This window comes from Kitasatospora sp. GAS1066B (assembly GCF_041262605.1).
In the GTDB taxonomy this organism is placed as follows: domain Bacteria; phylum Actinomycetota; class Actinomycetes; order Streptomycetales; family Streptomycetaceae; genus Kitasatospora.
Window position 1 is genome coordinate 138522 of sequence record NZ_JBGCCO010000010.1, and the last position, 12583, is coordinate 151104.

11 protein-coding genes are annotated in these 12583 nt (G+C 68.6%); 2 read left to right on the forward strand and 9 right to left on the reverse strand.

Annotated elements, in window-relative coordinates; genetic code table 11:
• Positions 1–28: 28 nt before the first annotated feature.
• Genes ABH937_RS13730 through rfbB form a run of 3 tightly spaced genes read right to left on the reverse strand, consistent with a single transcriptional unit; the run spans position 29 to position 3251 of the window.
• Positions 29–1339: a lipopolysaccharide biosynthesis protein gene (locus ABH937_RS13730; protein WP_370218311.1), complete on the reverse strand. Its 1311-nt coding sequence runs from the start codon at positions 1337–1339 to the stop codon at positions 29–31.
• Complete coding sequence (gene rfbD / locus ABH937_RS13735) at positions 1336–2223, reverse strand: dTDP-4-dehydrorhamnose reductase (protein WP_370218339.1); 888 nt, start codon at positions 2221–2223, stop codon at positions 1336–1338. Before rfbD ends, ABH937_RS13730 begins: the two co-directional genes overlap by 4 nt.
• 50 nt (positions 2224–2273) lie before the next feature.
• Entirely contained in the window at positions 2274–3251 is a 978-nt protein-coding gene (gene rfbB, locus ABH937_RS13740) for a dTDP-glucose 4,6-dehydratase (protein WP_280692175.1), read from the reverse strand.
• An 80-nt stretch (positions 3252–3331) separates the two neighbouring features.
• Here rfbB and rfbA point away from each other — a divergent pair, with 80 nt between their 5' ends.
• Together rfbA and ABH937_RS13750 are read left to right on the forward strand one after the other, a co-directional pair.
• Positions 3332–4207, forward strand: coding sequence for a glucose-1-phosphate thymidylyltransferase RfbA (gene rfbA / locus ABH937_RS13745; RefSeq protein ID WP_280692173.1), 876 nt, complete (start codon positions 3332–3334; stop codon positions 4205–4207).
• A gap of 2 nt (positions 4208–4209) precedes the next feature.
• Positions 4210–4803: a dTDP-4-dehydrorhamnose 3,5-epimerase gene (locus ABH937_RS13750; RefSeq protein WP_280692459.1), complete on the forward strand. Its 594-nt coding sequence runs from the start codon at positions 4210–4212 to the stop codon at positions 4801–4803.
• Positions 4804–4907: 104 nt separating this feature from the next.
• Here ABH937_RS13750 and ABH937_RS13755 read toward each other — a convergent pair whose 3' ends face one another.
• The 6 genes from ABH937_RS13755 to ABH937_RS13780 form a co-directional block, all read right to left on the reverse strand.
• Positions 4908–6938, reverse strand: coding sequence for a hypothetical protein (locus ABH937_RS13755; RefSeq protein ID WP_370218312.1), 2031 nt, complete (start codon positions 6936–6938; stop codon positions 4908–4910).
• Positions 6939–7187: 249 nt separating this feature from the next.
• A complete protein-coding gene (gene tuf, locus ABH937_RS13760) occupies positions 7188–8381 on the reverse strand; it encodes an elongation factor Tu (protein WP_280692170.1) in 1194 nt (397 codons plus the stop codon).
• A 194-nt stretch (positions 8382–8575) separates the two neighbouring features.
• Positions 8576–10681, reverse strand: a complete 2106-nt coding sequence (fusA, locus tag ABH937_RS13765; RefSeq protein ID WP_280692168.1) for an elongation factor G — start codon at positions 10679–10681, stop codon at positions 8576–8578.
• 39 nt (positions 10682–10720) lie between these two features.
• Positions 10721–11191 carry a 30S ribosomal protein S7 gene (gene rpsG, locus ABH937_RS13770; RefSeq protein ID WP_035848142.1) on the reverse strand — a complete coding sequence of 157 codons (471 nt, stop codon included), beginning with the start codon at positions 11189–11191 and terminating at the stop codon, positions 10721–10723.
• 2 nt (positions 11192–11193) lie between these two features.
• Entirely contained in the window at positions 11194–11565 is a 372-nt protein-coding gene (rpsL, locus tag ABH937_RS13775) for a 30S ribosomal protein S12 (RefSeq protein ID WP_014144289.1), read from the reverse strand.
• A gap of 381 nt (positions 11566–11946) precedes the next feature.
• Positions 11947–12534 (reverse strand): DUF4190 domain-containing protein, encoded by a 588-nt coding sequence (locus ABH937_RS13780; RefSeq protein ID WP_370218313.1) that lies wholly within the window; start codon positions 12532–12534, stop codon positions 11947–11949.
• Positions 12535–12583: the final 49 nt, after the last annotated feature.

A 12583-nucleotide genomic window follows, 5' to 3' on the forward strand; every position in this document is an offset into this window, starting at 1 on the left:
GCTTCTCCGAGGTGGGAAAGGGGCGGCGTCATGCGTTTTCCAGCGTTGAGGCCGCGGCGCTGCCATGAGTCAGTGGGTCGGACGGCTGCCGGGAAATGCCTCGGACAAGCGTCAGAAGCATGAAGATAGCGGTCACCAGTGAACCGAACGCATACGCTACCTCAACCCTGGTGGCCACCGGACCGGGAACAAGGGTCACCCCCGCGAGCACCGCGGTGCCCAGCAGCCAGGCGGTCATCTGCCGGCTGTGCCGCCCGAGCGCCAGCAGCGCCTGGCCGAGCACCATCGCCAGCATGTAGCACATGGTTCCGATCGAGAACCAGAAGAAGTCCATCGCCCCGAGCAGGTCCTTGGCCCCCATGAGCACCGAGGTCACCCACGGACCGGCGACGACGGCGCCGAGGGTGCCGAGCAGGCCCAGGCCGCCGATGACCGCGCAGGTCTGCAGCAGCATCTTGCGGAATCCCGCGCGGTCGCCCGCTGTCGCGGTGCTGGACAGGCCGGTCATCAGTGTCGGCTGCAGCGAGCCGAAGACGAAGAGCGGGACCCGGCAGAGCATTCCGGCGGTCAGCAGCGCGAAGCTCAGGTCCTTGTCGACGGTGACCAGCGCGGTGGTGATCACGGCCGCGTTGACGACGAGCTGGGCCAGCACGGAGGCGCAGATCATCATCGTCATGTTCTGGAAGAGTTCACCCCACGGCATCGTCGGGCCGGGACGGCAGCCGCGCAGCGTGGTCGGCAGGGTGCACACCATCGCCACCAGCGGGGCTATCGCCAGCACCAGGCCGTACTCCACCGCCGAGGTGCTGCCGGCCAGGTAGAGCCCCCCGGCGAGCAGGATCCGCAGCAGGCCGTCCAGGCCCAGCGAGACGCCGTAGGCGTTGAACAGGCCGAGCCCGGCCAGGATGCCGCGGGTCAGGTAGACCAGCGCCATCCCGGCCAGTGCGGCGCCGAGGACCCAGACCAGCGAGCGGTCATGGCCGAAGAAGGTGTCCGCCAGCGGACCGGCCGCCGCCGCCAGCATCGCGCCGATCACCACGAGCAGACCCAGCGTGAGCAGCGCGGCCCGGCGCAGCACCGGGGCGACGCCCTCGCCGCGGACGGCGCGCGCGGCGACCACGCGGGTGAGTTCCTGCTCGATGGGGAAGAAGAGCCCCAGGCTGACGGTCATGACCAGCGTCCAGAGCTCGGCCAGAGCCTGCTTGGGGTCACCGGTGAAGGCGTGGCCGGTGATCGAGGTCTGGACGTACGAGGCCGCCCCGAGGATCATCGTGCCGCCGATGACCAGGTGGGTCCCGGGCGGGATCACCTTGAGCAGCTTCGCCAGCGGGTTGCTCATCCCTGGCTCGGCGCGTGGGTCGGGGCCTGGAGGGCCGCCTGGCCGAGGGCCTGGAAGCCGGGACGCGTCAGCGCCTCGGCCAGGCTCCGGTCCCAGGTGGGCATGGGCTCCAGGCCCGCCTGAGCCCAGCGCTCGTGCGCCAGCACGCTGAACGCCGGCCGGACCGCCGGGCGGACGAACGCCGCCGAGTCGGTCTGCCGGATCCGCTCGGGGTCAAGTCCGGTCAGCCGGTACGCCTCGCGAGCCAGTCCGAACCAGGTGGTACGGCCGGTGGAGGTGCCGTGGTAGACGCCGGCCGGCGCGCGGCCGGCCAGGGCGGCGTGGCCCAGCGCGACCAGCTGCGCGGCGAGCGCCCGGGACCAGGTCGGCTGGCCGTGCTGGTCGTCCACCACGTCCAGGGTCTCCCGCTGGGTGGCGGCCTTCAGCATGGTGGCCACGAAGTTGGGGCCGTGCTCGCCGTACAACCAGGCGGTCCGCACGATGTAGCCGTGCTCCGGGAGCAGCTGGGTCACGGCCTGCTCGCCGACCAGCTTGGAGCGGCCGTAGGCGTTGACCGGGCCGGTCGGCGCGGTCTCGGCGTACGGCTCGGTGGCATCCCCGGGCAGCACGTAGTCGGTCGAGACGTGCAGCAGCCGTGCGCCGACCGTGGCGCAGGCCTCCGCGAGGTTCCGGACGCCGCTGCCGTTGACTGCTGTGGCAGCCTCCTCGGCGCTCTCCGCGGCGTCGACGTTCGTCCACGCCGCGCAGTTGACGACCACGTCGTGGCCCGCGACCGCGGCCAGCACGGCCGCCGGGTCGGTGATGTCGAGATCGGCCCGGCCGAGGGCGGTGACCTTGACGGTGGGGTTGCCGGCGAGCTCGGCCAGTACGTCCTGGCCGAGCATCCCAGCAGCACCCGTGACCAGCCAGCTGGTGGTGCCCGAGGAGTTCGCGGTCACTTCTGCAGGGCTGCCTTCGTCTTGAGCGGCTCCCACCACGCGCGGTTGTCGCGGTACCAGGCGATGGTGGCCGCCAGGCCGTCCTCGAAGCGCACCTGCGGGGCGTAGCCGAGCTCGTTGCCGATCTTGCTGATGTCGATCGAGTAGCGCAGGTCGTGGCCCTTGCGGTCGGCCACCTGCTCCACCATGTCCCAGCCGGCGCCGGCCGCGTCCAGCAGCAGGCCGGTCAGCTCCTTGTTGGTGACCTCGGTGCCGCCGCCGATGTTGTAGACCTCGCCGGCGCGGCCGCCACGCATCACCAGGTCGATGCCGCGGCAGTGGTCCGAGACGTGCAGCCAGTCGCGGATGTTGCCGCCGTCGCCGTACAGCGGCACCTTCATGCCGTCGATCAGGTTGGTGGTGAACAGCGGGATGACCTTCTCCGGGAACTGGTAGTGCCCGTAGTTGTTGGAGCAGCGGGTCACCACCACGTCCATCCGGTGGGTGCGGTGGTACGCGAGCGCCAGCAGGTCGGAGGACGCCTTGGACGCGGAGTACGGGGAGTTGGGCTCCAGCGGCCACTCCTCGGTCCAGGAGCCTTCGCTGATCGAGCCGTACACCTCGTCGGTGGAGACGTGCACGAAGCGGCCGACGCCGTGCTTGCGAGCGGCGTCCAGCAGCACCTGGGTGCCGACCACGTTGGTCATCACGAAGGGGCCCGCACCGGCGATCGAACGGTCGACATGCGACTCGGCGGCGAAGTGCACGACCACGTCGTGGCCGGCCATCGCCCGGTCGACGGCGTCGGCATCACAGATGTCGCCCTTGACGAAGGCGTAACCCGGGAGGTCCGCGACCGGCGCGAGGTTGGCCTCGACCCCGGAGTAGGTCAGCTTGTCGAAGACCGTGATCTGGGCAGTGGCGTCCGCACCCAACTGCTGGCGGACGAACTCAGAACCGATGAAACCGGCACCGCCGGTCACGAAGATGCGCATAATACGATGAGTCTAGCGGCCCTCCCCAGGTGCCCCCACCCGGACCTCGGTGCCCTCGCGTTCTCGCATATGGTGCACCCATGCGTGGAATCCTCTTGGCCGGCGGGACCGGATCACGACTCTGGCCGCTGACTCGGGCAGTGTCGAAGCAACTACTGCCCGTCTTCGACAAGCCGATGATCTATTACCCGCTCTCCACCCTGGTGATGGCGGGGATCAGCGAGATCCTGATCATTACAACGCCCGCCGACCGGGACCAGTTCGAGCGACTGCTCGGCGACGGCTCGCAGTTCGGCCTGCGTCTGGAATACGCCGTGCAGGAACGCCCCGAGGGCATCGCCCAGGCCTTCGTGCTGGGCGCCGACTTCATCGGCGACGAGCCCGTTGCCCTGATCCTCGGTGACAACATCTTCCACGGCAGCGGGCTCGGCACCCGGCTCGCGGAGCACACCGACGCCAAGGGCGGCCGGGTCTTCGCGTACCCGGTCGCGGACCCGACCGCGTACGGCGTGGTGGAGTTCGACGAGAACGGCCAGGCCATCTCGATCGAGGAGAAGCCGGCCGTCCCCAAGTCCCGCTACGCGGTGCCGGGTCTGTACTTCTACGACAACCGGGTCATCGAGATCGCCCGCGGCCTGAAGCCCAGCGCCCGCGGCGAACTGGAGATCACGGCCGTCAACGACGCCTACCTGCGCGACGGCGAACTCCAGGTCACGATCCTGGACCGCGGTACTGCCTGGCTGGACACCGGCACCTTCGTCTCGATGGTGCAGGCCTCGGAGTTCGTCCGGGTGATCGAGGAACGCCAGGGCCTGAAGATCGGCTGCATCGAGGAGACCTCCTGGCGGGCCGGGCTGATCAGTGACGAGCAGTTGCGCGGGCTCGCCGAGCCGCTGCTGAAGAGCGGCTACGGCCAGTACCTGCTCCGCCTGCTGGACGAGGAGACCGCACGGTGAAGATCCGCGAGTTGAGCATCGAGGGCAGCTTCGAGATCACGCCGCAACTGCACGGCGACCCGCGCGGCCTGTTCACCGAGTGGTACCGCTTCGACCGGCTCGCCGAGGTCGTCGGCCACCCGCTGAAGCTCGCGCAGGCCAACCTCTCGGTCTCCTCGCGCGGGGTGGTGCGCGGCATCCACTTCGCCGATGTGCCGCCCGGCCAGGCCAAGTACGTGACGTGCGTCCGCGGTGCGGTACTCGACGTCATCGTGGACCTGCGGGTCGGCTCGCCGACGTTCGGTCGCTGGGAGGGCGTCCGGCTGGACGATGTGGAGCGCCGCGCGGTCTACCTCTCCGAGGGTCTCGGCCACGGCTTCTGCGCGCTGACCGACGACGCCACGCTGTCCTACCTCTGCTCGGAGGCGTACAACCCCACCGGCGAGCACGCCGTCCACCCGCTCGACCCGGAGCTGGGCATCGAGTGGCCGGCCGAGGTGCCGCAGCTCTCGGCCCGCGACGAGGCCGCACCCTCGCTGGCGGAAGCAATCGCCACCGGCCTCCTGCCGGACTACGCCGCCTGCCAGAGCTACTACGAGAGCCTGCACACCGTCTGAGCCGTCCGGCCACCACGCCGGCCCCGGTTGCCCGGATCGCCCCGCCGCTCAGCGGCGGGGCGATCGGCGTTCCACCGTGCCGCCGACGGCGGCACGGCCAGCCGTCAGCTGTCGCCGGGGAAGGTCCGGTCCCAGGGCTCGGTCCACAGGCTCTGCGGTTCGTATACGATGGTGGCCCGCACCCCGGCGGCCGCGAGGTCGTGCCGGATGCGGTCGCCGGTGCCCTTGTCGGCCACCAGGATGGTGGGTGCCGCGCCGACCTTGGCGATGGCGTCCTTCAGGTGCGCCATGGAGTTCTGGTATTCCGACTCCTGCCCCGCCGGGCCGCCGATGTTCACCCAGTGGGTCTCGTACAGCGCCGCCAGGTCACCGCCGCGCCGGTTCAGCAGTTCGGCGATCCAGGTGGCCTTCAGGTTCTTGTAGGAGTCGTTCGAGTAGAGCACGATCACCGGTCCGGTCGTACCGGGCGGCGGCTGCAGGGCCGCGACGCCCCGTGGGCCCATGTCGGTCGCGTAATCGCCGTGGCTCCACTTGACCAGCGCCGTCGCGGACCACGCACTCGGACTGTTCTTCGTGCTGAGCAGCCCCCACTGCACACCGGCGAAGAACGTGAACGCGGCCGCCACGGTGAGCACCGCGACCAGAGCGTTGGTCAGCAGGGCGAAGACCGTGCGACGCCGCTGGCCGGGAATCCGCAGCAGTGTGCCGACGCTCCCCAGGGCCAGCAGGCCGACGACGATGCCGCCATGGGCCATCTTCTCGAAGTAGTACGCGTAGTAGCCGATGGTGTGCAGCTGCCACCACGCGAAGGCGCCCACGACCGCGACCGTACCGAGCACCATGGTCAGGTACGCCTGCCCGACCGCGGTACGCCGGCTCTTGCGCGGCACCGCCGCCACCAGCGCCAGCAGCGCCGAGCCGATCAGCAACGTGCGGTCGACACCGACCGACGGGCCGTTCATGTTGGAGGTGCTCGCCACGTCCAGCTTGGCGAACACCGAGACCAGGCTCGGCAGCGCGGCGATGCCCAGCCCGGCGGCCTGCCCGGTGTACAGCAGCCAGCGCCGCTTGGCGAACTTCTTGCGGTGCGCCACCGTGGTGCCGACCAGCACGATCCCGGCGATCGCGGCGTAGATGTTGTACGAGTAGGTGACCGCGACCATGCCGGCCACCGAGACCAGCAGGAACTCGGCGCTGCCCATCGCGGGGCGGACCAGCAGCGCCACCGTGAGCGCCAGGAAGAGCAGCCCGATGATCTGCGAGTCGAAGCCGTGCACCAGCAGGGCGACATCACTGCCGGCCAGCACCAGAGCCGAGATGACCGCGCAGACCGCGGTGCAGCGCCAGCCGCGCAGCCGCGGCCCACCGATCCAGCGGGCTCCCCACACCAGCGCGGCGCAGAGCAGCGCGTAACTTGCCAGGACGTAGAGGAAGTACCGGTTCATGACCGCGAGTTCGGCACCCGGGGCAGCCGAGGAGTGGACCAGCGTGTCCAGCCAGGCCAGCAGGAAGTGCGACCCCTGCGGGTAGACGACCTCGGCCGGGGGCATGAGATATCCCTGAGCGGCGTGCTGGTGCAGGAAGTTGAAGCCACCGACCTGCTGGATCGCGGTGAAATAGGAGAAGTGTCCCAGCCGGTCCTCGGCGGACGCGAAGTAGCCGATCCGATCGGCGGCCGACCGGCCGGCCAGGGGGTGGTAGAGGAGGTAGCCCGCGGCGGCCGCGGTCCCGACCACCAGCAGGTCCGAGCCGCGCACCCGCCACGGCAGCCGCGGGCGGCGGCGACCGGCCCAACCGAGCACGCTGACCGTGCTGAACAGCACCCCGCTGGTGGCCACCGGGGCCAGGCCCCAGGGCCAGAGCGAGAAGAGCAGCCCGAACACGAGCACCCAACCGGCCGTGATCAGGCCGGCCGCCATCAGCCGGTCCAGCAGGACACCGCCGACCTTGATCACCGAGGCCACCGCGAGCAGCAGCAGCGGCAGGAGCACGATGTCCAGCCGGACGGCGGTCAGTAGCGCCGGTACCACCCAGGAGGCGACGAGGCAGCCGCCCAGGACCGGCAGGCTGCGGCGTCTTCGCGGGCCCGCGCCGGGCGATCTTCGCCGGCCGCGACGCGGCGGCTCACCGGGCATGGCTCTATCGAGCGTGGAAGGCATGGCAGACACCGTGGTGCCCCTTCAATCGAGTCCTTGTTCACGCATCCCCCCTACACAGGACACGATCTGCTGCACCCCGTGATCCCCCGATCCTCACAACGCAGCTTCAATAACCAAACCATATGGAGAAAGCGTGTACGAAAGAGGGGCCCCTCAACACCTCACGGTGTCGAGGGGCCCCTCTGGCAGGCTGCCCGTGGTATGAGCAGGCCCTAACGCATCAGATCACTTGTTGATCTTGGTGACCTGGCCGGCGCCGACGGTACGACCACCCTCACGGATGGCGAACTTGAGGCCCTCCTCCATGGCGATCGGCTGGATCAGCACGACCGTCATGGCGGTGTTGTCGCCCGGCATGACCATCTCGGTGCCCTCGGGGAGGGTCACGACGCCGGTCACGTCCGTGGTACGGAAGTAGAACTGCGGGCGGTAGTTGTTGAAGAAGGGGGTGTGACGACCACCCTCGTCCTTCGACAGGATGTAGGACTGCGCCTCGAACTCGGTGTGCGGGGTGACGGTGCCCGGCTTGATGATGACCTGGCCGCGCTCGACGTCCTCGCGCTTGATGCCACGGAGGAGCAGACCGACGTTCTCACCGGCCTGGCCCTCGTCGAGCAGCTTGCGGAACATCTCGATGCCGGTGACCGTGGTGGTGGTCTTGGTCTCCTTGATGCCGATGATGTCGACAGTCTCGTTGACCTTGAGGATGCCACGCTCGATACGACCGGTGACGACGGTGCCACGACCGGTGATCGTGAAGACGTCCTCGATCGGCATCAGGAACGGCTGGTCGGTGAGGCGAGCCGGGGTCGGGATGGCCTCGTCGACCGCGTGCATGAGGCCGAGGAGCTTCTCGCCCCACTCCTTGTCGCCCTCCAGCGCCTTCAGCGCGGAGACGCGGACGACCGGCAGGTCGTCGCCCGGGAACTCGTACTCGGAGAGGAGCTCACGGACCTCGAGCTCGACGAGCTCCAGGATCTCCTCGTCGTCCACCATGTCGGCCTTGTTCAGGGCGACGACGATGTAGGGGACGCCGACCTGGCGGGCCAGGAGCACGTGCTCCTTGGTCTGCGGCATCGGACCGTCGGTGGCGGCGACGACGAGGATCGCGCCGTCCATCTGGGCCGCACCGGTGATCATGTTCTTGATGTAGTCCGCGTGACCGGGGCAGTCGACGTGGGCGTAGTGACGCGCCTCGGTCTGGTACTCGACGTGCGCGATCGAGATGGTGATACCGCGCTGCCGCTCCTCCGGCGCCTTGTCGATCTGGTCGAACGGCGTGAAGGGGTTGATGTCCGGGTACGCGTCGTGCAGCACCTTGGTGATGGCCGCGGTAAGGGTCGTCTTACCGTGGTCAATGTGACCAATGGTGCCGATGTTGACGTGGGGCTTCGTCCGCTCGAACTTCGCCTTCGCCACTTCAGTCCTCCTGAGGACAGTTCTGTACGCCGTACGACGTCAGTTGGTCTTTGATCGGGTTGTGGTACGGAGTGCTGGTTGCACTCCATGCCGTCCCGCGGATAGGGGCTGGAGGCGCCGGCGGGGTCGGGTCGACCCCGCCGGGTTTGCCTCCATTAAGCCTAAGGGTTGTGATTCGTCCCGATTGCGGGACGTCACTCGCCCTTGGACTTGGCGATGATGTCGTCCGCCACGTTCCGCGGAACCTCGGCGTACGAGTCGAACTGCATCGAGTAGCTCGCGCGACCAGAGGTCTTGCTGCGCAGGTCACCGACGTAGCCGAACATCTCGGAGAGCGGCACCAGCGCGTTGACCACGCGGGCACCGTGACGCTCGTCCATGGACCGGATCTGGCCACGACGAGAGTTGATGTCGCCGATGACCTCACCCATGTAGTCCTCGGGCGTGGTCACCTCCACGGCCATCATCGGCTCCAGCAGGGCCGGACCGGCCTTGCGGGCGCCTTCCTTGAAGGCCATCGAGCCGGCGATCTTGAACGCGAGCTCGGAGGAGTCGACGTCGTGCGCGGCACCGTCGAGCAGGGTCACGCGGACACCCTGAAGCGGGTAGCCGGCGAGCACACCGAACTCCATGGCCTCCTGGCAACCGGCGTCAACCGACGGGATGTACTCCCGCGGCACGCGGCCACCGGTGACCTTGTTGACGAACTCGTAGCCCTCGCCGGACTCCAGAGGCTCGATCGCGATCTGGATCTTGGCGAACTGGCCGGAGCCACCGGTCTGCTTCTTGTGCGTGTAGTCGATCCGCTCGACGGCCTTGCGGATCGTCTCGCGGTAGGCCACCTGCGGCTTGCCGACGTTGGCCTCGACCTTGAACTCACGGCGCATACGGTCGACCAGCACCTCGAGGTGCAGCTCGCCCATACCCGCGATGATGGTCTGGCCGGTCTCCTCGTCCGTGTTGACCTGGAAGGAGGGGTCCTCCTCCGCGAGACGCTGGATGGCGACACCCAGCTTCTCCTGGTCGCCCTTGGACTTGGGCTCGATGGCGACGCGGATAACCGGGGCCGGGAAGTCCATGGACTCCAGGATGACCGGGTTCTTCTCGTCGCTCAGCGTCTCACCGGTGGTGGTCTGCTTGAGACCCATCACGGCGATGATGTCGCCGGCGCCCACCGACTCGATCTCCTCACGCTTGTTCGCGTGCATGCGGTAGATCTTGCCGATGCGCTCCTTCTTGCCCTTGACGGAGTTCAGCACCGAGGTGCCGGACTCCAGGCGGCCCGAGTAGACCCGGACGAAGGTGAGCTTGCCGAGGTGCGGGTCCGACATGATCTTGAACGCGAGCGCGGCGAGCGGCTCGTCGTCCGAGGCCTTGCGGATGATCTTCGTCTCGGGGTCGTTCGGCTTCGTGCCCTCGATGCCCGTGATGTCGAGCGGCGACGGCAGGTACTTCACGACCGCGTCGAGCAGGGGCTGGACGCCCTTGTTCTTGAACGCGGAGCCACAGAAGATCGGCGTGAAGTCCGAGTTCAGCGTGCCCTTGCGGATCGCGGCGACCAGCAGCTCCTCGGGGATGTCCTCGCCCTCGAGGGCGAGCTCCATCACCTCGTCGCTGGTGTTCGACACGGTGTCGATCATCTGCTCGCGGTACTCCGCAGCCTTCTCGGCCAGGTCGGCCGGGATCTCGACGGTGTCGTACATCTCGCCCTTGGGGGCGTCCGCGGACCAGACCAGGGCCTTCATCTTCACCAGGTCGACGACACCGGCGAAGTCGCCCTCGGCGCCGATCGGCAGCTGCATGACCAGCGGGGTCGCGCCGAGGCGGTCCACGATGGTCTGCACGCAGAAGTAGAAGTCGGCACCCGTGCGGTCCAGCTTGTTGATGAAGCAGATGCGCGGGACGCCGTAGCGGTCAGCCTGCCGCCACACGGTCTCGGACTGGGGCTCGACACCGGCGACGCCGTCGAACACCGTCACGCCACCGTCGAGCACGCGCAGCGAACGCTCCACCTCGACGGTGAAGTCGACGTGGCCCGGGGTGTCGATGATGTTGATGGTGTGGTCGGAGTCGTCGAGGGTCCAGTGACAGGTCGTCGCGGCCGACGTGATCGTGATGCCGCGCTCCTGCTCCTGCTCCATCCAGTCCATGGTGGCAGCGCCATCGTGGACCTCACCGATCTTGTACGAGACACCGGTGTAGAACAGGATCCGCTCGGTGGTGGTGGTCTTGCCCGCGTCGATGTGCGCCATGATCCCGATGTTGCGGACCTTGGCGAGGTCAAGGGAGGTTGCAGCCATTGTGGCTCGTTCTCTCTCTGTCTAGTGACGGGGTTCGGACTACCAGCGGTAGTGCGCGAAGGCCTTGTTGGACTCGGCCATCTTGTGGGTGTCCTCGCGACGCTTGACGGAAGCGCCCAGGCCGTTGGAGGCGTCGAGGATCTCGTTCATCAGGCGCTCGGTCATGGTCTTCTCGCGACGGGCGCGGGAGTAGCCGACCATCCAGCGCAGCGCCAGGGTGCTGGCACGGCCCGGACGGACCTCGACCGGCACCTGGTAGGTGGCGCCACCGACGCGGCGGGACTTGACCTCGAGGGCCGGCTTGACGTTCTCCAGCGCGCGCTTCAGCGTCACGACGGGGTCGGAGCCGGTCTTCTCGCGGACGCCCTCGAGGGCGCCGTAGACGATCCGCTCGGCGGTGGAGCGCTTGCCGTGCAGCAGGATCTTGTTGACCAGCGACGTCACCAGCGGGGAGCCGTAAACCGGGTCGATGATGACCGGGCGCTTCGGGGCGGGGCCCTTACGAGGCATTCTTACTTCTCCTTCTTGGCGCCGTAGCGGCTGCGGGCCTGCTTGCGGTTCTTGACACCCTGGGTGTCGAGCGAGCCGCGGATGATCTTGTAGCGGACACCAGGAAGGTCCTTCACACGACCGCCGCGCACGAGCACGATGGAGTGCTCCTGCAGGTTGTGGCCCTCGCCGGGGATGTAAGCGGTGACCTCGATCCCGCTGGTGAGGCGCACACGGGCGACCTTACGAAGCGCCGAGTTCGGCTTCTTCGGGGTGGTCGTGTACACACGCGTGCAGACGCCGCGGCGCTGGGGCGAGCCCTTCAGCGCGGGCGTCTTGTTCTTCTCGACCTTGTCCTGCCGGCCCTTTCGGACCAGCTGCTGGATCGTAGGCACCGTTTCTCCGTTTTCTGTGTGCCAAGGCTGGGTGAAACTAACCTGCGGTGTTCCCAGCTCACGCCGACCCACGAGGTCGGGTGTGTTGGGCTACTTCCGGCTCGCTCGGCGAGTTGAGGAAGATCGCGGAATCCATGGTGCTCTGTGCAGCGACGGCGCCGGTACGCGAGTGGCGCGGCGGCCGGTGTGCTTGCACGCACAAGGACCCGGGGACACCCCAGGCACAAGGTCAGAGCGTACCTAGCGCATCGGGCGCGGTCAAAACAAATGGAACTTGGCTGGTCGTGGCGGGAATCGTGGCATCCTCCGGACCCCGTCCCGACCCGTCTCATCCGCTATAGCACAGCGCCGGGTCGGCGGCGACCCGGACGGGGCGCGCCGTCACGGGTGACTGAGCGCACCCAGCACCGCCACGAACAGGGCCAGGCTCCAGCCGGCCAGCGAGAGGTAGCCGACCACCAGGCCGAAGGTCGCCATGCCGTCGCCGCCCTCCTCGGAGCGGCGGATCTGCTGGCGGGCCATGTGGCCGGTGATCACGGCCGGCAGTCCCAGGGCGCCGAACGAGGGCACGCAGAGCAGGCCGAACACCAGGGAGGCGATGGCCACGCCGTTGTTGCGGGCCTGGCGGGTCGGCGGCAGGAAGGTGGCCGGCACCGGCGGGCCGAGCGGCACCGCCGAGGGGCCGGACATCGGGCCGGGCATCGGGCCGGACGGCAGGTCGGCGACCAGCTGGGCCAGCTGGCCGTACGTCTGGGCCTGGTTCGCCAGGTCGAAGCGCGCGGAGTACTCGTCGGCACTCAGCCGGCCCTCGGCGTAGGCGGCCTTCAGCACGTCGACGGTGCGGTCCCGGTCGGTGTGGGCGGCGCGCATCGCCGCATACCCGGGGTGCTGCCCGGCGGGCTGCCAGCCGCCACCCTGCGGCCGGTCAGGACGGCCCCCCGCAGACGGCCACGGCTGCACATCACCCATCCGGCTCTCCTCCCGTGATGCCTCTCCCAACCCTGTGGACGAACCAGGG

Excerpts from the sequence above, each read along its gene's own strand:
- rfbA (WP_280692173.1), top strand. The coding sequence starts at position 3,332 with ATGCGTGGAATCCTCTTGGCCGGCGGGACCGGATCACGACTCTGGCCG.
- rfbB (WP_280692175.1), bottom strand. The coding sequence starts at position 3,251 with ATGCGCATCTTCGTGACCGGCGGTGCCGGTTTCATCGGTTCTGAGTTC.
- ABH937_RS13730 (WP_370218311.1), bottom strand. The coding sequence starts at position 1,339 with ATGAGCAACCCGCTGGCGAAGCTGCTCAAGGTGATCCCGCCCGGGACC.
- fusA (WP_280692168.1), bottom strand. The coding sequence starts at position 10,681 with ATGGCTGCAACCTCCCTTGACCTCGCCAAGGTCCGCAACATCGGGATC.
- rfbD (WP_370218339.1), bottom strand. The coding sequence starts at position 2,223 with ATGCTCGGCCAGGACGTACTGGCCGAGCTCGCCGGCAACCCCACCGTC.
- ABH937_RS13780 (WP_370218313.1), bottom strand. The coding sequence starts at position 12,534 with ATGGGTGATGTGCAGCCGTGGCCGTCTGCGGGGGGCCGTCCTGACCGG.
- ABH937_RS13755 (WP_370218312.1), bottom strand. The coding sequence starts at position 6,938 with ATGCCCGGTGAGCCGCCGCGTCGCGGCCGGCGAAGATCGCCCGGCGCG.
- rpsG (WP_035848142.1), bottom strand. The coding sequence starts at position 11,191 with ATGCCTCGTAAGGGCCCCGCCCCGAAGCGCCCGGTCATCATCGACCCG.